This window comes from Pseudoalteromonas sp. NZS100, assembly GCF_015864815.1.
Classification (GTDB): domain Bacteria; phylum Pseudomonadota; class Gammaproteobacteria; order Enterobacterales; family Alteromonadaceae; genus Pseudoalteromonas; species Pseudoalteromonas distincta.
In genome coordinates, this window is record NZ_JADYWM010000006.1 from 152,871 (window position 1) to 175,803 (window position 22,933).

Annotated in this window: 18 protein-coding genes; 11 read left to right on the forward strand and 7 right to left on the reverse strand. The window is 39.4% G+C overall.

Annotated elements, in window-relative coordinates; translation table 11 throughout:
* Genes I6E69_RS08445 through I6E69_RS08455 form a run of 3 tightly spaced genes read right to left on the reverse strand, consistent with a single transcriptional unit; the run spans position 1 to position 4,688 of the window.
* Positions 1-3,036 carry a TonB-dependent siderophore receptor gene (locus I6E69_RS08445; RefSeq protein ID WP_165743031.1) on the reverse strand — a complete coding sequence of 1,012 codons (3,036 nt, stop codon included), beginning with the start codon at positions 3,034-3,036 and terminating at the stop codon, positions 1-3.
* 9 nt (positions 3,037-3,045) lie between these two features.
* Entirely contained in the window at positions 3,046-4,125 is a 1,080-nt protein-coding gene (locus tag I6E69_RS08450) for a FecR family protein (RefSeq protein ID WP_197121039.1), read from the reverse strand.
* Positions 4,122-4,688: an RNA polymerase sigma factor gene (locus I6E69_RS08455; protein ID WP_002961494.1), complete on the reverse strand. Its 567-nt coding sequence runs from the start codon at positions 4,686-4,688 to the stop codon at positions 4,122-4,124. The genes I6E69_RS08450 and I6E69_RS08455 overlap by 4 nt, the downstream gene beginning before the upstream one ends.
* Positions 4,689-5,062: 374 nt before the next feature.
* Here I6E69_RS08455 and I6E69_RS08460 point away from each other — a divergent pair, with 374 nt between their 5' ends.
* A complete protein-coding gene (locus I6E69_RS08460; RefSeq protein WP_197121040.1) occupies positions 5,063-5,578 on the forward strand; it encodes a DUF2937 family protein in 516 nt (171 codons plus the stop codon).
* Here I6E69_RS08460 and I6E69_RS08465 read toward each other — a convergent pair.
* On the reverse strand, positions 5,558-6,445 hold the full coding sequence (locus I6E69_RS08465) for a LysR family transcriptional regulator (protein WP_002961497.1): 888 nt from the start codon (positions 6,443-6,445) through the stop codon (positions 5,558-5,560). The genes I6E69_RS08460 and I6E69_RS08465 overlap by 21 nt on opposite strands.
* A 122-nt stretch (positions 6,446-6,567) precedes the next feature.
* Between I6E69_RS08465 and I6E69_RS08470 the strand changes: the two genes are divergently transcribed.
* From I6E69_RS08470 to I6E69_RS08505, 8 genes are all read left to right on the forward strand, one after another.
* On the forward strand, positions 6,568-7,218 hold the full coding sequence (locus I6E69_RS08470; RefSeq protein ID WP_197121041.1) for a peroxiredoxin-like family protein: 651 nt from the start codon (positions 6,568-6,570) through the stop codon (positions 7,216-7,218).
* Entirely contained in the window at positions 7,218-7,985 is a 768-nt protein-coding gene (locus I6E69_RS08475) for a haloacid dehalogenase type II (protein ID WP_002961500.1), read from the forward strand. The genes I6E69_RS08470 and I6E69_RS08475 overlap by 1 nt, the downstream gene beginning before the upstream one ends.
* A gap of 220 nt (positions 7,986-8,205) precedes the next feature.
* Positions 8,206-8,814: a PilZ domain-containing protein gene (locus I6E69_RS08480; RefSeq protein ID WP_002961502.1), complete on the forward strand. Its 609-nt coding sequence runs from the start codon at positions 8,206-8,208 to the stop codon at positions 8,812-8,814.
* A 57-nt stretch (positions 8,815-8,871) separates the two neighbouring features.
* Entirely contained in the window at positions 8,872-9,927 is a 1,056-nt protein-coding gene (locus I6E69_RS08485) for an agmatine/peptidylarginine deiminase (protein WP_197121042.1), read from the forward strand.
* Positions 9,924-10,817, forward strand: a complete 894-nt coding sequence (locus tag I6E69_RS08490; protein WP_197121043.1) for a carbon-nitrogen hydrolase — start codon at positions 9,924-9,926, stop codon at positions 10,815-10,817. Before I6E69_RS08485 ends, I6E69_RS08490 begins: the two co-directional genes overlap by 4 nt.
* A 59-nt stretch (positions 10,818-10,876) precedes the next feature.
* On the forward strand, positions 10,877-14,350 hold the full coding sequence (gene mfd, locus I6E69_RS08495; RefSeq protein WP_197121044.1) for a transcription-repair coupling factor: 3,474 nt from the start codon (positions 10,877-10,879) through the stop codon (positions 14,348-14,350).
* Positions 14,350-15,186 carry a peptidoglycan binding protein CsiV gene (locus I6E69_RS08500; protein ID WP_138488892.1) on the forward strand — a complete coding sequence of 279 codons (837 nt, stop codon included), beginning with the start codon at positions 14,350-14,352 and terminating at the stop codon, positions 15,184-15,186. Before mfd ends, I6E69_RS08500 begins: the two co-directional genes overlap by 1 nt.
* A gap of 19 nt (positions 15,187-15,205) precedes the next feature.
* A complete protein-coding gene (locus I6E69_RS08505; protein ID WP_002961511.1) occupies positions 15,206-15,460 on the forward strand; it encodes a hypothetical protein in 255 nt (84 codons plus the stop codon).
* A 54-nt stretch (positions 15,461-15,514) separates the two neighbouring features.
* On the opposite strand, the gene I6E69_RS08510 is transcribed toward I6E69_RS08505, so the two are convergent.
* The 3 genes from I6E69_RS08510 to I6E69_RS08520 form a co-directional block, all read right to left on the reverse strand.
* On the reverse strand, positions 15,515-16,867 hold the full coding sequence (locus I6E69_RS08510; RefSeq protein WP_024597376.1) for a hypothetical protein: 1,353 nt from the start codon (positions 16,865-16,867) through the stop codon (positions 15,515-15,517).
* Between the two features lie 104 nt (positions 16,868-16,971).
* On the reverse strand, positions 16,972-19,422 hold the full coding sequence (locus I6E69_RS08515; RefSeq protein ID WP_197121045.1) for a TonB-dependent receptor: 2,451 nt from the start codon (positions 19,420-19,422) through the stop codon (positions 16,972-16,974).
* Positions 19,423-20,043: 621 nt separating this feature from the next.
* On the reverse strand, positions 20,044-20,469 hold the full coding sequence (locus tag I6E69_RS08520; RefSeq protein ID WP_039490088.1) for a hypothetical protein: 426 nt from the start codon (positions 20,467-20,469) through the stop codon (positions 20,044-20,046).
* A gap of 339 nt (positions 20,470-20,808) precedes the next feature.
* Here I6E69_RS08520 and ccoN point away from each other — a divergent pair, with 339 nt between their 5' ends.
* On the forward strand, positions 20,809-22,242 hold the full coding sequence (gene ccoN, locus I6E69_RS08525) for a cytochrome-c oxidase, cbb3-type subunit I (RefSeq protein ID WP_002961515.1): 1,434 nt from the start codon (positions 20,809-20,811) through the stop codon (positions 22,240-22,242).
* A gap of 12 nt (positions 22,243-22,254) precedes the next feature.
* Positions 22,255-22,929 carry a cytochrome-c oxidase, cbb3-type subunit II gene (ccoO, locus tag I6E69_RS08530; RefSeq protein WP_024597379.1) on the forward strand — a complete coding sequence of 225 codons (675 nt, stop codon included), beginning with the start codon at positions 22,255-22,257 and terminating at the stop codon, positions 22,927-22,929.
* Positions 22,930-22,933 lie beyond the last annotated feature (4 nt).

Here is a 22,933-nt window from a genome sequence, read left to right on the forward strand (position 1 = left end):
TTAAAAACGGTATTCTGCACCTACATAGTAGTAAGCACCGTTAAAACCAAACGGAGCCGAACGACGTGAGTAGTCAAACACACCTGAGCTACTTATTACTGTGTTGCCACTAGCATCCACAATAGTACCTGAGCGAGAGTTACCTATTTCATTTTTGTCTGGGTAAACATCGAACAAGTTATTTGCACCAATATTTACTGATAAGTCTTCAGTAACGAAGTAGTTAACTTTAACGTCAGTTAAAATTTCTGCACCATACGTTTGACGACCACCATCTTCTACTGTGTATTCACCAAAACGATTAAGTGACAGGTTAACAGTCCAATCATCACGTTGATAAAGCGCACTTAAGTTAATACGGTCCTCTGGTTGCCACTCTTCTATAATAGAGATGTCTTCAGCTGAGAATATATCTTCTACTTTTACTGTCTCAAGGCTTGAGCCAGCAGGAGAGAACAACGATACAACATCTGTTTTGGTAAAGTTAGCTGCAAGTGTAAAATCAAGCGTGCCACCTAAACCTTCAGTGTTCCACGTTGCTACAAAATCAACACCACGAGTTTCTGTATCAGCACCATTTAAGAAAAACTGCCCTACGCCAGCACCAGCACTGTTTAGTGCTGCATCAAGGCTTGTAGATAACCCTTTACCTAAACGATCACTAATTACAATACGGTCGTCAATATCAATCGAGTAGTAATCAACGGTTACATTAATATTATCGGTAACGTTATACACAATACCTAAACTACGGTTTTGTGATTTTTCTTCTTTAAGTTTAGGAATACCTAAACTTTGCGCAAGTGTTGAATCATTTCTAAATGTACCAACTTCTTCTGCAACTAAATTACCATTAGTATCAACAACAAATTGTGTGCTTACGTTATTAAAGTAAAGCTGCTGCATTGAAGGCGCTCTAAATCCTGAGCTTAATGCACCACGTAATGAAATATCGTCGGTTATAGACCAGTTACCAGCAAGTTTAAAGTTTACTGTATCGCCAAAACCTTTGTAGTTATCGTAGCGAAGTGCACCAGATAAAATCACATCTTCAATTACATAAGATTCTGCATCTACGTAAAATGAAATTACATCACGTGACTCATCCACTGAAGACGCAGGTGATGAACCACCAAAACCTTGTGAACCACCCGATGCATCTTCAGAGCCAACACCGCCACTTAAACCGCTGTAAATACTTACACCATTTAATGTGTCGTAATCGCGGTACGCATATTCATTACCTTCTAAAATACGGTATTCATCAGTACGTATTTCAGCACCCATCGCTAACGAATAATCATCAAAGTTTTGCGTAAAATCAATATTGATTGTTTGCAGTGATAATTCCATGCCGTAAGCGTAAGCTTCACGTGGAATAGTTGTACGAATATCAGCTGCACTTAAACCTTGGTCATAACGTAAAAAGTTAGCGTATGAGGCATTGATAGTGTCACTTGTAGTGTAATCAATGCTGTTCTCACCATAGGTGTAAGATAAATCAAGGCTTGCATCGTTATCAAATTCAGTTTTATAACCAAAATTGTACGAGATATCGTCGATAGTTGTGTTGATTTTTGGTAAGAAACCTAGCGGAATCGTCGCATCGTTATCTTGTAGTACTGGGTTACCACCTGCATTTGCATTATGACGGAAAAATGCAGCCGACTCATTTTCACGTGTTGAGTAAGTAATAAAGCCGTAAAGCTCGCCATCACCTAACTCGTAACCGGTATTAATTGTTAAACCAAACTGCTGAGAGTCAGCATCACCAATTCTAAAGGTATCACGATCGGCTGTCAGCTCACGCGGATCGCCAGCAAGTAAAGTGCCGTCACTTAGTTCTGTACAACCATAAAACTGACAAGAGCCATGTAAACCGGCACGGTTAGTCGGTGCACGGTCACGGTAATTAATAGTTGTATTTAAATAACCGTCATCACCTAGCGCAAAGCCTTTATTAAAATCAAGGTTAATGGTTTCGCCATCGCCTTCAGAATATTGACCGTAGTTAATAGCCGCTTTACCACCTTCGCTACCATCTTTGAGCACAATATTAATAACACCTGCAATTGCATCAGAACCATACTGAGCAGCAGCGCCATCACGTAATACTTCAATGCGTTTAATTGCAGAGGCTGGAATTGCATTCATGTCAGTACCTGCGGTACCACGCCCAACAGAGCCATTAATATGAATAATACTTGCTTGATGACGACGTTTGCCGTTAATTAACACCAATGTTTGATCGGGGCCCAAACCGCGAAGTGTCGCAGGTCTTAAAGCATCTGTACCATCACTAATTGCAGAGCTTGAAAAGTTAAATGAAGGGGCGATAGACTGTAGCATACGACCAACTTCTGTTTGGCCCGTATTTTCAAGCGCTTCTGCACTTAGGATATCTACTGGAACGGGTAAATCTTCAACTGAACGTCCTGCTACACGGCTACCGACAATAGCAATTTTTTCAATTTTTTCTTGAGCGACTTCTTCTGCTGCGTTTACACCTTGCGAATTTACTGCAAGTAAAGCTGGTAATACTGCTGCACTGACCGCTGAAAGCTTCATCATGTTGTTATCATTCCTGTTGATTTGTTTGAGTTTTATACTCAGTAAACCATTTTGATCAACAACCGCATCGAGTTCAGTCCCACCTAATAATGCCTCTAGAGCATCTAGCTGAGTGTAAAATCCATAAACTGAATTTGCGTCATACTGCTTTGCCAACTCATAAGAAAACACCACGGTTTGCTCTGTTTGTTTAGCATATTCAATTAAGGCTTTGTCTGCTCGCTGCGCTTTTATATCAAATTGCACCATTTGCCCAGTGGTTTGTGTTGCTGCTTGTACACTTAAACTAAAAATAGCCGGTGCAAGCACACTAAATCCACTCAATAAATGCGTTTGGTTACTGCGCAACTTATATAAACAGCTGACAAACAAAAATCCTCTATGGCTTTGTTTCTTTTTTTTAATGTTTTTTTTACGTTCAATCTTTATTGATGCAACTTTATCTAACATTAGTTTGATTTGCATAACGTCTACTTATGATTCTGTATGGTGTTTTAGCGTTACTACATGCTCACCTAAACGCTCATGATCAATCGAAAAATTAGTTTGTAAACTCTCAAGTAAACCTTCAACGTCACCGGCTTTAAATACTCCAGCCACTTTAATACTGGCAAGCTCAGCTGATGAAAGCTCAAAACGTGTGGCTGTATAGCGGCTTACTTCATTTAAAGCATCGCTTAGCTCTTCTCCATTAAAAATAAGCATCCCGTTTTGCCATGCCAAATCGCGTTGTACGTCGTTCATTGAAAGCTGCGTAATTGGCTTTGTAACACTTTGCTCAATAACTGCTTTTTCGCCTGAGGTAACAATATTGGCATTAATTTGACGAATTTTTTGCGTGCTATTATCTGCAAGTTGATAATCTTTAAAGTCATTTGCATCAACCGCTACACTTGGATCAGTGATCATCACTTTGCCTTCAGTAACCACCAGTTCTAAATCTGATGAAGTATTGCGTTGTACATTAAATACCGTGCCTAACGCGGTAAAACTTTTATCACCAGCCATAACACTAAATGGACGCGTGGCATCTTTTGCTACATTAAAGCGCCCTTCCCCACGACTGAGTAATAACTGCCTGCGGCCCTTGCTATAAGCAACTTCTAGTAAGCTATTAGTATTAAGCTGCACTATGGTGCCATCTGGCAATACATACGTTGCTTGCTCGCCTACTTTTGTTTTGTAAATTTTAGTGTAATTAACTTTTGCAAGCTCTTGGTTGTAGCCATTTTCTAAGTTAATTAATAAGTAGCTGCATACCATTAACGCTGCAAACAAACTCGCTGCAATTGAGTAAGAAAACATCCACTTATTTTTTGATGCTTTAGTATTGTTACGCTGAGGAAATAAATGACTTAATTCGTTTAATACTGAAAGCTCATCCCAAAGCTGAGCAAGCTCGTATATAGAGTCTTGATGTGCGGTGCTTTGCATCATCCATAATTTAAATTGCTCTTTTTCATCATCAGTTAAACCACGATCAATCGCGCTTATCCAATCACATGACTTTTCTAAGATTAAATCTTTTGAATTAAATTGATGAACATTACTCATTCTGCGACCCTCTTAACTGATATAGGATGTGCCTGAGCTTTAGGGTTCGTTTGAGGGCTTTGCTCATGTTCACGCATGTACAACATGGTTTGTAACAATCCTTTGGCAATGTGTTTTTCAACAGTGCTTTGGCTTAACTGCATTTGGTCTGCTATCTCTTTTTGGCTCATACCGTAAACTTTTTTTAATATAAAGCATTTACGAATCGATGAGCTTAGTTGCTCAGTAGCTCTACAAAAAAGTAAAAAACGCTCTTTAGATGTGTATTCGTCTTCGAGCTTCATTGATTTGAGTAATACGGGTAATTCGTTATCATTTTCTAACGAATCATTAAATTTGTTGTCCCACTTAGCTATATGGTTGAGTGCTAGATGTTTTGCTGTTTTTAGCATATAACTGCGGGTAAACTGGATGTCTTGTTTTAAATCAGCTTCATAGCTTTTTACAAAAGTTTCTTGCACAATATCTTCTACATCGTCGGGTTGAACAATGCGCGATACAAAACGTTTGAGCTGTTTAGAAATATCAACAAATGTTGACGTGAACTTTACTTTTTTCGTCATCCTTAACATCCACCTGTTGTTATTTTTATTATTAGGGCGTGTTGGCCTTTCGTGGTTGAATTTGCAGCAGTACGTTTGGGATTTAGGCAAGGCAGAGCCTATGTAGTGTGGTTATTCCCCATAAATAGGTGATAACGCAGCATAAATGCCAAACATGCGCTGCCCGTTGGGTTCTTTCTAGGGACGATTAACTCTTTGTTGCTCGGTTTTGACTTAGCCCGCTAGGTTACAAACCTCGCGCCGCGATTAAATCGTACCTAGATTGAACAAATTTCAATCCACAAAGGTCAACACGCTCCATTAGATTACGAGTTTTTGACATAAAAACAAGCCCAAATGTTAATTCTGGGTTATTTAAATGCATAGGAAGATAAATGAGTAAATTTTTAGATTATATACGACTTAGTTTCTTTGCATTCGGTTTACTACTTGGAGTGCAAATACCTGCATTTGTAAGCGATTTTGGCCAAGCACTATCAGCCCAATTAATTGAAGCTAATAATGCCGTTGCGCCTTTTAAAAGCGATGCAGCTAAGTATTTCAATAATGATTTAAATAAGCTAATAAAACACTATCAAAATATTGGTGATGAAATTGTGAACAAAGGGGCAAGTAATATCAGTACTCTTTACGAGCGACAGCAAGATTTACAGATAGCCGTAAATAGGTTTGAGAAATCTCCGTATATATTTACTATGATCAGTGGCATGAGCGATATAAAGCAACAAGTATGGCAACGCTTTGAAGGTCAAATCATTTTGAAAAAAGACTCTATTATAGCCGCCATTGTTGCAGCCATAATTGTTGCCTTGCTTGCAGAGCTTACTGGTTATTTTTTTTTAACTGGAGTAAAACGCTCATTTAAACGCTTATTCGCAGCTCAAAAATAATGATTTCATAAAATCATAAAATACATCGGTTTTGCGGGTTGTTAAACTATTTTGCGGACGTAAAAACCAAACCGGTGCATCATCTTGTGCCATTACCCCTGGCATAACTTCAACCAAAATACCGTTTTTAAGATCTTCATTAATCGCTATTTTTGACTTAATAGCAATACCATGACCTGCAATAGCAGCTTGTGTCATATTATCGGAGTTTGAAATAGTAAAACGAGTTTTAGCATTAAAGGTATGTATTTTTTTGTGTTCGTCAAAAAGCTTTAACTGGCGTTGCCACGGCAGGCAAACCCAATAATGTTCACTCAATTGCGTTAAATTTTCAGGCATGCCGTACTTTTCTATATAGCTAGGGGCTGCACACAGTATGCGACTATTGTTTACGATTTTACGAGAAAGTAATCCTGAGTCATTTAATTTTCCCACCCTAATTGCAACATCTTGCGCGTCATCAACCACATTTACAAAATGATCCGTTATTAAAAAATCAAGCTTTAGTTCAGGGTAAGCTTGCTCAAACTCATTGAGTTTAGGCATTACGTATTTTGAAAAAACCCAAGGCGGCATGGTCACGCGTAGTAAACCACTCACCGATGAGCTGCGCGCGCCAATACTATGCTCAGCATCGTGAAGAGCTTCTATTATAGCCCCCACACGCGTATAAAATATTTCACCTGCGGGAGATAAGCGTACTCGCCTGCTATCTCTAAAAACAAGTACTGTAGCAAGCTCACGCTCTAGTTTACTTAAGCGATGGCTCACCGTTGCAGGCGATAAACGCTGCTCGCGGGCAGCAGCAAGCACGCCCTTATTTTCAACTACAGCTATAAATGTTTCTAGGTCGCTTAAATTATACATAAAGATGCCATTGTGCACTTTTCAATGTTTAATATTTTCGAATGAAGCTTTCAGTATTGCAATGTTTATTTAAATATATAAAACACTATAATTGCATATAGTCTAATTATTGAGGTTCAATCATGAGTTTAAAAGCGCAAATAGATGCCTATAACGTACAAAAAGATGCCAAATTGCCGGCTGATGTTTTAGCATTAATGAACACTACAAACGAAGAGCTAATTGCACAGCATATTAAAAACAATGCATTACAAATTGGTCAAAAAGTAGAAAACTTTAGCTTAGCCAACCATAACGGCGAAAACATTGAGCTTGCAGATTTATTAAAAAAAGGCCCGGTAATCATTAGCTTTTACCGTGGTGGCTGGTGCCCATATTGTAATTTAGAACTAAAAGCACTTAACGACTACTTACCACAATTTAAAACTCAAAGTGCTCAGTTAATCGCAATATCACCACAACTACCTGATGAAACTCTCTCAACTGCACAAAAAAACGACCTTGAATTTGACGTGCTTTGCGATGTGAGCAATAAAGTAGCTGAGCAATTTGGTTTATTGTTTACACTTGATGAGCGTATTCAAGCGTTATATACACAATTTGGTATTGATTTTGAACACTACTACGGCGATAAAAGCTTTAAATTACCGCTACCGGCCACCTATGTGATAAACCAAGAAGGTGTTATTACATACGCATTTTTAAGCGAAGATTACACCCTACGCGCAGAACCTATTGATGTCATGACAGCACTTGAATCGGAGAATAATTAATGTCTATTTTAAAATCGTTAAAAACACTTACTCTTTCACTACTTGTGGGCACAAGCCTTGTATCTGGTTATGCAGTCGCTGATGAACCAAAAGAACAAGCAAAACCTAAAGTGCTTATTTTTGATGTAAACGAAACCCTACTTGATTTAACGTCAATGCGTACTTCTATTGGTAAAGCGCTAGGCGGACGTGAAGATTTATTACCACTGTGGTTTTCAACTATGCTGCACCATTCATTAGTAGATACTGTAAGCGGTAGTTATCACGACTTTGGGCAAATCGGTGTGGCGTCACTTCTTATGGTTGCCCAAAACAACAACATTGATATTACAAGTGAACAAGCTAAAACAGCTATTGTTACGCCTCTTTTAACACTTCCTCCACACAGCGATGTTAAAGAAGGACTGGCAAAACTCAAAGCACAGGGCTATAAGTTAGTAAGCCTTACAAATTCTTCAAACAAAGGTGTAAAGGCACAGTTTGAAAGCGCTGGTTTAATGTCTTACTTTGATGCGCGTTACAGCATTGAAGATATTAAAATTTACAAACCAGACTTACGTGCGTATGAGTGGGTACTTAAAAAGCTAAACGTAGCACCAAATGAAGCAATGATGGTTGCAGCCCATGGCTGGGATGTTGCTGGTGCAAAAGAAGCTGGCTTACAAACCACTTTTATAGCACGCCCAGGTAAAGCACTTTACCCATTAGCTAAAAAACCAGATCACGTTGTGAAAGATTTACATGAATTAGCCGCTCTACTTAAATAAGTACACGCTGATGAATCAATACCCAAGCGGCCAATGTTAGGATGACATTGGCCGCTTTTTTGTAACTAACCCTAAATATGTCTTAGTGTATTTATTTTCATAATTAGTATGTTAAAAATTGAATGTAAACAAAGCATTTAGCCCGCTATGCGTTATTTTATCTGCTAGCAATTTAGTACTCACAACGCTACTATTAAATAAATACGTGGTGGAGAACATAATGAATAGTGAAAGATTAGGTGAGTTTGAGCAGTACTTTCAAATTAATGAAAGTATAAGAGTAAATTTATTCCCCGTATCAAACGGACAAGTTCCTAAATCGCAGCTTGAGCTTGAAGACGACATTCCCCCACTATTTAGATTAGCAAATGAAGTAAGTGAGCTTGAGCAAAGCTCGTTACGCCCACTGCGTAACTTAGGCGATATAGCACAAGAGCTAGCTACTTTTTTACAAGCGCAGTCACGTAAAATAGATTTAATAATGAGCCATATTTTGGCCTCAGAACAAGCCCAAGATAACGCAATACAATGTGATAGCTACGGCGGTGGCGGTATTCGTTTTACATCACCCGAAGTACACTCAATTGGCCAAGCATTTAGAACCAAACTGTTTTTGCACCACGAGGCCTCTGCGGTTTATTGTTACACCGAAGTTGTGGCAGTAGAAAAACAAGATAGCGAACACTACCAATACACTATGCTCTTTACCGCAATTAGAACCACAGACCAAGAACTTATTGTTAGAGCGAGTTTACATGCTCAAACCCGCCAACTTAAAAAACGTCAAGAACTTGATCAAAACCAAGGCGACCTAAACAGTGATAATTAGCTGACATCTTTATGTAAAATGCTAAACTAGCGCCATCTTAATTAGTATATAAAATTCATGAACTTTAGACTTTTACCAGAATGGGCCGAGCAAGACGCTGTCATGTTTACATGGCCTCACAAAGACACCGATTGGGCCGACAACTTAGCGCGTGTAGAACCTGTATATATTGAACTTGCTAAACACATAACAACGCAGCAACAGCTTGTTATTGTGGCGCATAACAGTGCCTTAAAAGTGCATATTACAGCATTACTAAATAGTGCTAACGTCTCTCTTAATCGTGTTCATTTTGTAGTAACGCCTACTAACGATACCTGGGCGCGCGATCATGGTCCGCTTACTTGCGCCGCTATTGATTCACCAGAGCAATTAAAAGTATATGATTTTACTTTTAATGGTTGGGGCAATAAGTTTGAAAGTGCATTAGACAATCAAATTAATTGTACTTTGGTAAAAGAGCTAAGTAGCACAAACAACCAATATCAAGCGCTCGATATGGTACTTGAAGGTGGCGGTATTGAAATAAACGAGCACGGTGTGTTGCTAACAACCAGTGAGTGTTTGCTTAATAAAAACCGTAACCCTGATTTAAACCCAAATGATATTGAAGCACTTTTAAAAGAGCACTTAGGCGCGACCAGTTTTTTATGGGTTGAACATGGCTATTTAGCGGGCGATGACACCGACAGCCACATTGATACTTTAGTGCGCTTTGCACCAAATAATACCCTTGTATATGTGCAGTGTGACGATAAAACTGATGAGCACTTTAGCGCACTTGATGCGATGGAAAAACAACTAAAAACCTTTAAAACTGCCGATAACACCCCATATAACTTAATTGAGTTACCGTGGCCAAAAGCCGCTTATGACGATGAGCAAACACGCTTACCGGCTACCTACGCTAACTACTTAATTATTAATAATGCTGTGCTTGTGCCAACGTATAATGATACCAATGATGAGGGTGCTCTTGCGCAAGTTCAAAAAGCATACCCACAACACACGATTATTGGCGTAAATTGCCAACCAATTATTGAACAATTTGGCAGCCTGCACTGTATTACAATGCAATTACCTCGTGGATTTTTAGCTGGAGCAGCACAATGACAAGCCCTGCAAAATTAACCGTTGCGTTAGTGCAACAAAGCAATACCGATAACGCTCAGGACAATATGGCAAAATCAATAAGTGCCATTCGTGAAGCCGCTCAAAAAGGTGCAAAACTGGTTGTACTCCAAGAGCTACACCGAAGCCTCTACTTTTGCCAAACCGAAAATGTTGACGTATTTGATTTAGCCGAAACCATTCCAGGCCCTAGCAGTAATGCCTTAGGTGAGCTTGCTAAAGAGCTAAGCATTGTTATTGTCACGTCTTTATTTGAAAAACGCGCTACGGGCCTTTATCACAATACTGCGGTTGTATTAGAGCAAGACGGCAGTATTGCAGGTAAATACCGCAAAATGCATATTCCTGATGATCCAGGTTTTTACGAAAAATTTTACTTTACCCCAGGTGATATCGGTTTTGAGCCTATTCAAACCTCAGTGGGTAAATTAGGCGTGCTAGTATGTTGGGATCAATGGTTTCCTGAAGCTGCACGTTTAATGGCAATGGCTGGCGCTGAGGTATTAATTTACCCAACCGCTATCGGTTGGGATCCTAACGACGACATTGCTGAGCAAACTCGTCAAAAAGATGCGTGGGTTATTAGCCAGCGTGCCCATGCTGTTGCCAATGGCGTGCCGGTAATTAGCTGTAACCGCGTTGGCCATGAAAGTGACCCTAGTGCGCAAAGCGATGGTATTTCGTTTTGGGGCAATTCGTTTATTGCAGGCCCACAAGGTGAACTATTAGCAGAGGCTAATAATACTGATGAGCAAATTTTAGTAGTAGAAATTGATCAAAAACGCTCAGAAAACGTAAGACGTATCTGGCCTTTCTTACGTGATAGACGAATTGATCACTATAAAGACCTAACAAAAATATACCGAGACTAAGTAATCTTAACTCAAGATGGCTCTTACTTGCTAAGAGCCAACTATAAATGGAGTAATAAATGGCGTTTGAGCAATGGGCAGCCTTGCCTTGGGTAAAATCTCATAAAGATAAAATTCAATGGGGCCAGCTAAGCGGAAGTGGTTTAAGTATTGCTATTGCTGAAGGCGTTAAACAACAAGATAACTTAGTCTTAATTGTTACGCCGGATACGCCAAGCGCACTGCGCCTTGAAACAGAGTTAGAATATTTATTACCCGATAACCCAGTCATGGTATTTCCTGATTGGGAAACTCTGCCATACGATCATTTTTCTCCCCATCAAGATATTATTTCAGCCCGTTTGGCCACTTTAAACACCTTAAAAAAAGAACAACAAAGTGTGTTAATTGTGCCTGTATCTACTTTAATGTTGCGCACAGCCCCGGCCTCATTTATTTACGGTTCAACAATAAACTTTAAAGTAGGCGACAAACTAGACACACATAACTTTCGTGATAACTTAGAGCAAGCTGGTTATTTAAATGTTCAACAAGTAATGGAGCACGGCGAATACGCTATACGCGGCTCTATCGTTGACTTATACCCAATGGGTAGCCCACACCCATTTAGACTCGACTTTTTTGATGACGAACTCGATAGCATTCGCTTATTTGATGTAGAAACACAGCGCTCTGATGAAAAAGTAGATAAAATTGAGCTACTTCCAGCGCATGAATTTCCTACTAACGACGCTGATATTGAACGTTTTAGAATAAGCTACCGTGAAAAATTTGGCGCAAGCTCGCAGCAAGATTCAGTATACATGCAAGTAAGCAAAGGTAACTGGCCTGCAGGTATTGAATACTACATGCCGTTGTTTTTTGAAAAGCTCGCGACTATTTTTGACTACCTGCCAGATACAACAACCGTTATGCAGCTGGGTGATTTAGAGCATGCCGCAGATAACTTTTGGCACGATGTAAATGTACGCTATGAAAACCGCAGAGTTGACCCACTTCGTCCATTACTTGAACCCAATGCGCTTTATCAGCCAATTGAAGAGCTGTTTTCTAATTTAGGCAATTTTGCACGTATTAGATTATCCCTTGCAAAGCTTGGTACTAAAGCGGGCAATAAAAACTTAAGCGTTAGCGAGCTGCCAGCCATTCGTATTGATCATAAACAGCATGAACCTTATGGCGCGTTTATAAATTATGTAGCAGAGCAAAAAAAGAAAAAAGGCCGCATATTACTCAGTGTTGAATCGGACGGTCGTCGCGAATCATTGCTGAGCATTTTAAAACCAAGCGGTTTAAAATTTAAAGAATTTGAAACACTCGAACAATTTATAAAAAGTTCAAGTGACGTAGGCTTAATAGTAAGTCCGCTCGAGCAAAGTGTCGTACTTGGCACTAAACCAAGCCTTTCTATTATTACCGAGCAAGAACTGCTTGGCATAAAAGTATCTCAGCGCAGACGCCGCAAGCACAAGTACGAAGCCAGCCAAGATGCGCTAATTCGTAATTTAGCCGAGCTTAAGGAAGGTCAACCTGTTGTGCATCTTGATCACGGTGTTGGGCGTTACCAAGGTTTGCAAACAATTGATGCTGCAGGTGTAGTTACTGAATTTGTAACAATTACTTACGCAAGTGAAGCTAAATTGTACGTGCCAGTATCTGCATTGCATATGCTGAGTCGATACTCTGGCGGTGAAGAAGCCAGCGCCCCGCTGCATAAGCTTGGCTCAGATGCGTGGGAAAAAGCAAAAAAACGTGCGGCTGAAAAAGTTCGCGATGTCGCCGCTGAATTACTCGACATTTATGCTCAGCGCCAAGCAAAACCTGGTAATAAATTTACCCTAGACGCCCCTGCATATCGCCAATTTAGCGATAGCTTCCCGTTTGAAGAAACAGACGATCAGCGCAACGCCATAGAAGCCGTATTAGGTGATATGCAATCAAAACAAGCCATGGACCGCTTAGTGTGTGGTGACGTAGGCTTTGGTAAAACAGAAGTGGCCATGCGCGCTGCTTTTGTAGCAGTTAACGATGATAAGCAGGTAGCTATTTTAGTGCCCACCACCCTGCTGGCTCAACAACACTATGAAAACTTTAAAGACCGCTTTGCTGATTTTCCTATTGAAGTAGGTGTACTTTCGCGCTTTAACTCCACTAAAGAGCAAAAAGACACACTTGAAAAAATGGCCAATGGTAAGCTCGATATAGTTATTGGTACGCATAAGCTTATTCAGCAAGACATTAAATTTAACGATTTAGGCTTGTTAATTGTTGATGAAGAACATCGCTTTGGTGTTCGCCAAAAAGAGAAAATTAAAGCACTGCGCGCCGATGTAGACATACTCACACTGACTGCAACACCAATACCTCGTACACTCAACATGGCCATGAGCGGCATGCGCGATTTATCGATAATCGCAACGCCACCGGCTAAACGTTTAGCGGTAAAAACCTTTGTACGCCAACGCGATGTAGAACTAATACGCGAAGCGGTACTGCGAGAAATTAAACGCGGTGGCCAAGTTTACTTTTTACATAACAACGTAGAAACTATTGAGCGTGTTGCACAAGAAATTAGTGAATGGGTACCTGAAGCCAGTGTGACTACAGCCCATGGCCAAATGCGCGAGCAAGAGCTTGAGCAAATAATGACTGACTTTTACCATCAAAAATACAACGTGCTGGTATGTACCACGATTATCGAAACCGGTATTGATGTGCCTACGGCTAATACCATTATCATGGACAGAGCAGATAAACTCGGCCTTGCCCAGTTACACCAATTACGTGGACGAGTTGGGCGAAGCCACCATCAAGCGTATGCCTACTTACTAACAGGTGATCCTAAAGCGCTTTCTAAAGATGCGAGTAAACGCTTACAAGCAATCGAATCGTTAGAAGATTTAGGTGCAGGTTTTGCCCTCGCTACACACGATTTAGAAATTCGTGGTGCGGGTGAGCTACTTGGCGATGATCAATCAGGCCAAATGCAAACCATCGGCTTTAGTTTGTATATGGAAATGCTCGAACAAGCAGTAAATGCGCTGCGCGAAGGTAAAGAGCCAACGCTTGAAAACCTACTTCAAAAACAAACCGAAGTAGATTTAAAACTGGCTGCATTATTACCTGATGACTACATACACGATGTTAATGCACGTTTGGGTATGTATAAGCGCATTGCAAGTTGTGCTAACCTTGATGATATGGATGAACTTCAGGTAGAACTAATAGACCGCTTTGGTTTACTACCTGATGCGGCTAAAAACCTATTTAGCCTACAATTATTAAAAATGAAGGCTAGTAATTTAGGTATAACTAAAATTGAGGCAAACCCAAAAGGTGGTTACTTTGAGTTTAGCCAAGATACCAAGGTTAACCCTAGCTTCATCATTGGCTTGATACAAAGTGCGCCTAAGGTGTACAAAATGGATGGCGCAAATAAACTGCGCTTTGCAATTAGTGAGGCAAATGCCCGCGAACGCTTAAAAATGGTCACTGCAATGATTGCAGATTTCGAAAAAAAGGTTAGCCATTAATGTTGCTAAAAAAATCGCTTATTGTTTTATGCTGCTTATTTAGCAGCACTGCATTTGCAGAACGCTGGTTTGAGGTTGAGGTGCTTGTATTTAAACAGCGCCCTGCCCCGTATTTACAAGAAGACTTTAGCCTTAAGCACAAAGCTATCGAAGATAAAAATACGTTAGACTTACTGACCCCTCTTTACACTGAACAAGCAATGCAGGCCTGCATAGATGGCGATGAGCGTTTTCAAAAACGCACTTTTACTGATTCATTAGTTAATTCAAACCCGCAATCGGGTGTATGTGACAACAGTATTAACTACCTACAAAGCTACGATGAGCTACCTGTAACGCCTTTAGCACCCGCTAAAGATGATATGCAGCAAACTTATTTATTAGCGCCGCAACAGCTGCAATTTAAAGCGCAGTATAGGCAACTGGACCGCAAAGGCTTAACACCTATCCTACATACTGGCTGGCGCTTTGAAGGCGCAAGTAAGTCACGCGCCCCAAGCATACATTTAATAGCGGGTAAGCATCTTAAAAATGAACCCAATGTAACACCTAGCTATTCAAACCCTGATTTTGTAAGTTTATTAAATTCACAACCGGCGCTATTTAACGACCCAGATCAATCAAAAGCAGAATGGGAACTAGACGGTTTATTTAAAATACATTTACGACATTATTTATACATAACAGCTAATTTTGATATTAGCCAAAAGCTAGAAAACGGCGATATAGAGTCAGCCCGTTTTTCTCAGTTTAGACGTGTAATTAGTGGTGAAGTACATTACTTTGACCATCCACGAATGGGCATGATTGTCCAGATCAGAAAATTCAAACATTAATATTAAGTAGGATATAACAATGAAAAAACTCCTTATCATCGCAGCTACATTAAGCCTTGCGGCTTGTTCTAAGGTAAGTCTTGAAAATTATGAAAAAATTAAAGTAGGCATGGATAAGACTGAAGTTGAAACTATTTTAGGCAGTGCTGATAACTGTGTTGAAAAAACACTGCATACTAACTGTATATGGGGCGATGAAGCAAAAAATATCGAGATCACACTAGTATCAGACAAAGTAACTTTATATAGCAAACATGGCTTAGCTAATAAATAAAGTGACCAAATATTAGGGGCTGATTGTATCAGCCCCTTTTTAAATTAATAAAACTCACTTTTTGGAGTAGATAAGCTCAATATTAACGATTTTACTGCGATTTAACGTTATTTTATAGCGTTGATAGAGTGTTTTATCTTCCTCTGTTAGAACAAGTACCATGTTTAATTGATAACGCCTTTCTACAGCCTGCTTAGAAATTTTATTACTGTCTAAATGATATAGCTTCCCTTCACCACGCTTTAAATAACGTGCAAATGGTGCAAGATTAAATTGTAGCGTGTGCTGTAGTGTATCGTAGCCGGGCAAAAACTCTTTCGCACTAACACGTGTCTCACTTGCAAAATGTAACCACTGCGCAGCTTGTTTATTTTGTTGACGACGTTTTGAAAAAATAGATTTCACTTCTTTAGGTATTTTCTTAAAGCGCATGTATTCAAGCCAAATTAGCTGACTCGCTACTTTGTCTTTGGTAATACTATTTTTAAAACTAAATCGCCACTTAGGTCGCCCTTGTACAATGGCTCGCCAAATCATACGTGTAATATCTTCTTTAAATATTTCACGCAGCCCGTAAATAACTCCTAAAATTAAAATAAGCGTCGCGGTGACTTCCGTAAACGTTGAGCGGGCATTAAGTATCACAACCATCACAAATGCCATGATAACAGCTGTTACAGTGCCTTTAACTAATCGTTTAAGGTAGCTGTTAAGAAACCGCGTTTGACGCTGTAATATTACGCCGTGCTCAATTAAGCGTTGTAACAAGCGCATTTTATTTGTTATTCGATTTGCGTCTTGCATAGTGGTTTCAGAGTTGTAGCTTTTCTCTGCTCGATACGTATTTTCGCTTTTACAAAACTGCAGTAAATCGTTACGCTCTTTTGCATAATCGCTACTACGTGGGCCTTCATCTAAAAGCTTTAAAAAAGATTGCTCAACATGCCAACTTAAATAGTTATCGGCATTGGTAAAAAATGGCAGTAGTTTTTCGTCATCTGGTGTGTAGCGACGTAGCTTTTTTAAAAGCCCTTCGCTTTGCTCATATACCTCGTTAGCCCGTTTATAAAAATCTTCTGCCTCATCAATTTTTAACGCGTCTTTAATGTCGGCATCAAGGGCTAAACGTACTTGGTAACAAAATAAATTAAGGTTTTGCCGGTAATCTTGTTGCTCACCTTTGTTTTTACTAACAAAACGGCTTCGCACTAAAGGCAAGTGTATATTGTTAGCGTTATACGCTAAGTGTGATTTAAAGTGGTTATTAAAGTAAGATTCTTCGGTAAGTGTTTGCGGATTGATCCCCATTTCATTAGGGATAGAAAAATACAGATCTATGCGCTGTTCAGAACGAGGAGTTAGTTCTGGTTCAATGACAAAAGATAAGTTTTCATCTTGTTTTAACAATCAGTTCTCCTTCTAAAATATCGTTTTAGTGTACTTGTCTCCTTTATTTTGTTCAATAAAAAAGGCTCAGTAAATACTGAGCCTTAATAAGATTAATGTGCTAGTTAAAACTTGTAGTTTACACTTGCAAACACGCGAGAACCAACTACATCGTAAATTTCTGGAACAGTGCCCATATCATTGCCGCCTAGAACTTCTTCTGGCTCTTTATCAAAGATATTGTTCATACCACCGGTAACACGAAGTGCATCATTGATGTTATAGCTCATAGAAATATCATGGTAAATAACGTTATCTGTGCTAAACGACTCACCGTAGTAATCGCCGTCCATACCACGGAGAAAACGTGCATTATAAAGCACATTAAATGCATCAGTTATATCGTAGCTTACAGATAGATTAGATTTAATTTTAGAGTATCCACCGATGTTGCCATCAATAGTGCCAGTGTAATTAATGTCATCTTCTTCAAACTTGATTAAATAAGTTGTATCAAGGTTTATACGATAGTTATCTGCAGAGTAGCTAATATTCCAATCAACACCTGATGTTTCTTGAGAACCTACGTTAGTTAGTGCTGAACTTAGGTTAGATAAGTCACCAGATTGTGTGATGTTTACTGATGAACATGATTCTGAGTCACCTGCAAAACAGCTATTCATTTCGTTTTGAACATCTAAGCGAGTAATCGCATTAGTAATATCAAACTTCCAGTAATCTAGAGTTGTTGATAAGCCGTCAGCTACTTCCCAAACCATACCAAAAGTGAAAGAGCGACTTTCTTCGGCTTTAAGATCGTTATCACTTGTGTAGTTTACAAGTATTTGAGCATCTTGTTCGTTGCCCCATGGATCAGCTAGGTAATCGTACGAACCTGAGTTACCACCAAACAGTTCTGATACGTTTGGTGCTCTAAAGCCAGTAGCTAATACAGAACGAACCATAAACTCTTCAGTTACATTCCACGTTGCACCAAGTTTCCACGTTGTTTCGCCACCAAAGGTAGAGTAGTTATCGTAGCGAGCAGCACCTTCAAGGGTAACAGTCTCTAATACCGGCATAGATGTTTCAAAGTAGATAGACTGTACTGAGAAATCACCTTCAGTTGGATCTTGTTGTGCAGCTGTGCTCTCACCAATCTGAGTAATTAGATCTGGTGTGTAGTAACCACTTTCAAAGCGGTTTTCTACACCGATTGCGTAACCAATATCACTTTCTGTGACTGCGCTATAACCAGCTGAAAGAATAAATTGCTCGTTACCACCTTCGTTTGACTCAGTATAAATTGAATCGTTAGATGTTAATAAGCTACGATCTAAAGAATCACCGCTAAACCAAAGAGCTTGGTTTGCATAAATGCTTTCTTCAACTCGACTTGCATTAATTGAGTTTTGAACTTTATCTTTTGAGTCATTACGACCGTAAGTTGCACTTACATCCCAGCTTGCATCGTTATCTAATAAACCTTGTAATGCAACAGATACACGGTAAGTGTCAGTTTCTTGCTCATAAATACGAGGACCAGCATCAACCATTCTTCTTCTGTACTCTAAAGAGTCAGCAAGATCGCCTGTATCTGCGTCACGGAAGCTATCTGTGTAAGTTGAATCCAAGCTAGAAGTACTTAAATCAATACTTGCTGGTTGTGGTGCAAGTTGTTGGTTAGATTCACGACGTGTATACATCAAATCAACATTAAATGTAGTGTCTGAGTCTAGCTCTTTGTCAAAACTAGTAAATAAGCTGTATAGCTCATTAGGTGTTTGAGCATAGCTTGATGTTGTGAAATCGTATGAAGTAGTTCTATCTGCAAAAACACCATTACCCTGGTAAGTTCTGCCGCCCAGTGTTCCTTCAGGAATAAATGAAGACTCGCCAGGCTCTACAAAACGACGATCCGACTGAATTACTTCACCACGGTTTGAGTATTGAGCACCAACAACTAAGTTGCCATCGGCAATATTCATTCCGTGTAATAAACTAACACCGTAATTATTGCCATCACCTTTTGTAGTGCGGCTGCCTTCAACGTTAAGCTCTGAACCTTCAAAATCTTTCTTTGTTATGATGTTAACAACACCAGCAATAGCATCAGAGCCATATACTGCAGACGCGCCGTCTTTTAAGATTTCTATAGATTTGATCATTGCTACAGGAATGGTATTTAAATCAACAGAAGAATCTGCGCCGGTTCCTGAAGAAACCATACGACGACCATTTAATAATACCAGTGTACGTTGCGAGCCCATACCACGTAGGTTGACTGTCGCAGAACCACCTGAACCATTATTACTTGAAGCGCCTAAGCTAATACCAGCAGCTGATGGCTGAGTAGAAAGTATGTCAGCAACCGATGTGAAACCACTTTTTGCAATGAAGTCATCACCGATAACTGTGATTGGGCTTGATGTTTCCATATCAGTACGATTAATGCGAGAGCCAGTTACCTGAATTTTTTCAATTGATGTAGCTGCTTCGTCAGCCGCTAAAACTTGCACACTTGAGAACATTGGAAATGCTGCGATTACAGCTAAACCAAGAGTTGATTTTTTCATGAAAGAACCCTACTTGTTGGAAATTTACCTTTATTGGTAATGCTCACTTTTTATTAGAATAGTGAGTCAGGTGGGCAACTTAGGCGCTTTTAACTGAACGAAAACTTAACGACAGCTCAATTTATATCAAGAAATAAAATGGAATAACCATAGTAGGTACATAGGTTACATTATGTTTCAGTGTTAATTAATAAATACACTTTAAAAACAACGCCTTGAAAAGATAAGGAAACATTAGAAACACACCTGAAACCAAAGTGATTCACTTTGTAATCAAATGTAATTAACTGAGCTACGTACCAAAAACAGACAAATTAACAACTTAATCACAGCACATTATTAAAACCGCAAAACTAAATGTTAATTAATAACCATATTTATGCATACTTGGTGCTTAAATAGTCTTATTTAGCCTCTTTGGAAGGTTTTTTGATTAGATTTTTTATTCAGTCGTAATTAAAGTTGAACTTTTTGAGAGCACTTATTCACTATTGAAGTTTTGTCAGTATTAAAACCTAAAAAGGCAATTTTATTGATCTTGTCACTCAAATAATCGTATGTATAAGAAAACGAACTCACATCAAAAATGTAAGCTGTATACAAGAGTTTGTAGTCGCAACTTTAATACGTTACGTAAAAAGAGTAATTGAGTGTTTGTATTACAGAGGTGGCATTATCTTTAACGGTTAGTTCTAAATTCCAAAGCATATTTTGCTCTGAACAAATACCAACCATAGTATTACTTTGCCAAAGATCATTATGTTTTTTAAATTTTTGGGGAATGTAACCCATGTACATAGTGATGCCTTTAAGCTTGGCATCTTCAATTGTAACGTTTGCAGGTAAGTCACTAAAGATAGTAAATGGGGTTTCGGGGGAAAGGGTTTTCTCGCTTAACCATACTTTAACATCATTTGAAAAAGTACAAGGCAAATTGGCTTCGCACTGGGCATTTTTAAGAAATTTTTCATCTGTATTTTTAGAAAAATCACACGCTGTTAATAAAAAAAACACCACAGTGAATAAACTTAACCTATATATAAGCATAACAATTTCGCACTAAAGAAAAGCAAATACTAATAATCGTGACTGTAAATAACAAGTGCGAGTGTTACTATTAGGCCAAATTAGGCACAAACTGTATCAAAAAATAAACAACAAGCTCACAAAGTTTGATTGATGTCATAATTTTATGTAATTGACCTATCTTTTTTAGGCCAAAAAATTTATCATTTCACCCGCAAAAAATAAGGGTTTCTCAAGTTTTTTTCTGAAGTTTTCATGTATTGAAAGTTTTAGGTAACACGCTTGAGAAAAATAGTAGGCCCCACTTTTAATAGTGGGTAATTCATTTCTAAACGCATTTATTGCAGCGGAAGCCAGAAAATGAGCCAAACAGTAGCATCACAAACTGAGTATAACTATAAGGTTGTACGCCAATTCGCTATTATGACAGTGATTTGGGGCATCGTTGGCATGAGTATTGGGGTTCTGATTGCTGCCCAATTAGCTTGGCCAGCACTTAACTTTGATACACCATGGTTAACTTACTCTCGACTACGTCCGTTACACACGAACGCAGTAATTTTCGCATTTGGTACTAGTGCACTGTTTGCGACGTCTTATTACGTCGTACAACGTACTTGTCAAACGCGTCTTTTCTCAGACAAACTCGCCGCCTTTTCATTTTGGGGCTGGCAGCTAGTTATTGTATTAGCAGTAATTACATTACCACTTGGTATTACTAGCTCAAAAGAATACGCAGAACTTGAATGGCCAATCGATATTTTAATCGCTGTGGTTTGGATTGTTTACGCTATTGTATTCTTTGGTACTTTAATCAAGCGTAAAGTGTCGCACATTTATGTTGCTAACTGGTTCTATGCTGGCTTTATTATTACTGTTGCAGTACTACACATTGTAAACAGCATGGCAGTGCCTGTGTCGTTAACTAAATCATACTCAATCTACGCAGGTGCAGTAGATGCTATGGTTCAGTGGTGGTACGGTCATAACGCTGTAGGTTTCCTATTAACTGCTGGTTTCTTGGGTATGATGTATTACTTTGTACCAAAACAAGCAGGTCGCCCAGTTTACTCATACCGTTTATCGGTAGTTCACTTTTGGGCATTAATTTCATTATATATCTGGGCAGGTCCTCACCACCTTCACTACACTGCGCTTCCTGATTGGACGCAAAGTTTAGGTATGGTTATGTCTATTATCCTATTCGTACCGTCTTGGGGTGGTATGATTAACGGTATTATGACCCTATCAGGCGCATGGCATAAACTGCGTACTGATCCAGTACTACGCTTCTTAGTTGTTTCATTGTCTTTCTACGGTATGTCTACGTTCGAAGGCCCTATGATGGCAATTAAATCTGTAAATGCGTTATCTCACTACACAGATTGGACAATCGGCCACGTACACTCAGGTGCACTAGGTTGGGTTGCTATGATTTCAATTGGTGCTATTTACCACTTAATTCCTGCGTTATTTGCGCAAGGTCGTATGTATAGCGTTAAATTGGTTAACACCCACTTCTGGTTACACACTGTAGGTGTTGTTTTATACATTGTTGCGATGTGGATCTCTGGTGTAATGCAAGGTCTAATGTGGCGTGCGGTAAATGCCGACGGTACATTAATGTACAGCTTTGTGCAGTCTTTAGAAGCGTCGCATCCTTTCTACATTATGCGTTTTGTAGGCGGTGTATTCATCGTAACAGGCATGTTAGTTATGGCTTATAACGTTTTCCGTACAATTTCAGCTGAGAAAGAATCTCTGAAGTTAGACGCGCAAGCACAATTAGCATAACGGAGTGAGATGATGAGCAATAAAAATTCACAAAACAAACATGAAATAGTAGAAAAGAACGTTGGCCTTATGGCTATTCTGACTGTTTTTGCTATCAGCTTTGGTGCATTAGTTGAAATTACTCCGCTAATGTTCCAAGACGACACAACTAAACCAGTAGAAGGCCTACGCCCTCTTAATGCTTTAGAAATGGAAGGCCGTGACATATATGTACGTGAAGGTTGTTATAACTGTCACTCACAAATGATCCGCCCTTTTCGTGATGAAGTTGAGCGTTACGGTCACTACTCTGTAGCAGGCGAATCAGTATGGGATCACCCTTTCCAATGGGGTTCTAAACGTACTGGTCCTGATCTTGCTCGCGTTGGTAAACGTTACTCGGACGACTGGCATTATGCTCACTTAGTTGACCCACGTGCTGTGGTTCCTGAGTCGAATATGCCAGGTTTTCCTTGGTTAGCAGAGGATAAGGTAGATACAAGCCTGACTCTGAAAAAACTACAAATTTTCCGTGATACTTTTGCTATTAACCCAGAAAACCCTAAACACCCGGGCCTAGGTTATGGCAGCGACGAAGAACTTAAAGCTGATGTTGAAAAAGTTAACGCTATGAATAACGGCGAAGGCGCAACAGAAATCCAAGCTCTAATCGCGTATTTACAGCAACTTGGTACCCACTTGAAGTAAATTA

Coding starts and splice junctions, on each gene's coding strand:
- I6E69_RS08445 (WP_165743031.1), bottom strand. CDS start 3,036: ATGCAAATCAAACTAATGTTAGATAAAGTTGCATCAATAAAGATTGAA.
- I6E69_RS08480 (WP_002961502.1), top strand. CDS start 8,206: ATGAATAGTGAAAGATTAGGTGAGTTTGAGCAGTACTTTCAAATTAAT.
- I6E69_RS08475 (WP_002961500.1), top strand. CDS start 7,218: ATGTCTATTTTAAAATCGTTAAAAACACTTACTCTTTCACTACTTGTG.
- I6E69_RS08520 (WP_039490088.1), bottom strand. CDS start 20,469: ATGCTTATATATAGGTTAAGTTTATTCACTGTGGTGTTTTTTTTATTA.
- mfd (WP_197121044.1), top strand. CDS start 10,877: ATGGCGTTTGAGCAATGGGCAGCCTTGCCTTGGGTAAAATCTCATAAA.
- ccoN (WP_002961515.1), top strand. CDS start 20,809: ATGAGCCAAACAGTAGCATCACAAACTGAGTATAACTATAAGGTTGTA.
- ccoO (WP_024597379.1), top strand. CDS start 22,255: ATGAGCAATAAAAATTCACAAAACAAACATGAAATAGTAGAAAAGAAC.
- I6E69_RS08490 (WP_197121043.1), top strand. CDS start 9,924: ATGACAAGCCCTGCAAAATTAACCGTTGCGTTAGTGCAACAAAGCAAT.
- I6E69_RS08450 (WP_197121039.1), bottom strand. CDS start 4,125: ATGAGTAATGTTCATCAATTTAATTCAAAAGATTTAATCTTAGAAAAG.
- I6E69_RS08500 (WP_138488892.1), top strand. CDS start 14,350: ATGTTGCTAAAAAAATCGCTTATTGTTTTATGCTGCTTATTTAGCAGC.
- I6E69_RS08505 (WP_002961511.1), top strand. CDS start 15,206: ATGAAAAAACTCCTTATCATCGCAGCTACATTAAGCCTTGCGGCTTGT.
- I6E69_RS08455 (WP_002961494.1), bottom strand. CDS start 4,688: ATGACGAAAAAAGTAAAGTTCACGTCAACATTTGTTGATATTTCTAAA.
- I6E69_RS08515 (WP_197121045.1), bottom strand. CDS start 19,422: ATGAAAAAATCAACTCTTGGTTTAGCTGTAATCGCAGCATTTCCAATG.
- I6E69_RS08485 (WP_197121042.1), top strand. CDS start 8,872: ATGAACTTTAGACTTTTACCAGAATGGGCCGAGCAAGACGCTGTCATG.
- I6E69_RS08460 (WP_197121040.1), top strand. CDS start 5,063: ATGAGTAAATTTTTAGATTATATACGACTTAGTTTCTTTGCATTCGGT.
- I6E69_RS08465 (WP_002961497.1), bottom strand. CDS start 6,445: ATGTATAATTTAAGCGACCTAGAAACATTTATAGCTGTAGTTGAAAAT.
- I6E69_RS08470 (WP_197121041.1), top strand. CDS start 6,568: ATGAGTTTAAAAGCGCAAATAGATGCCTATAACGTACAAAAAGATGCC.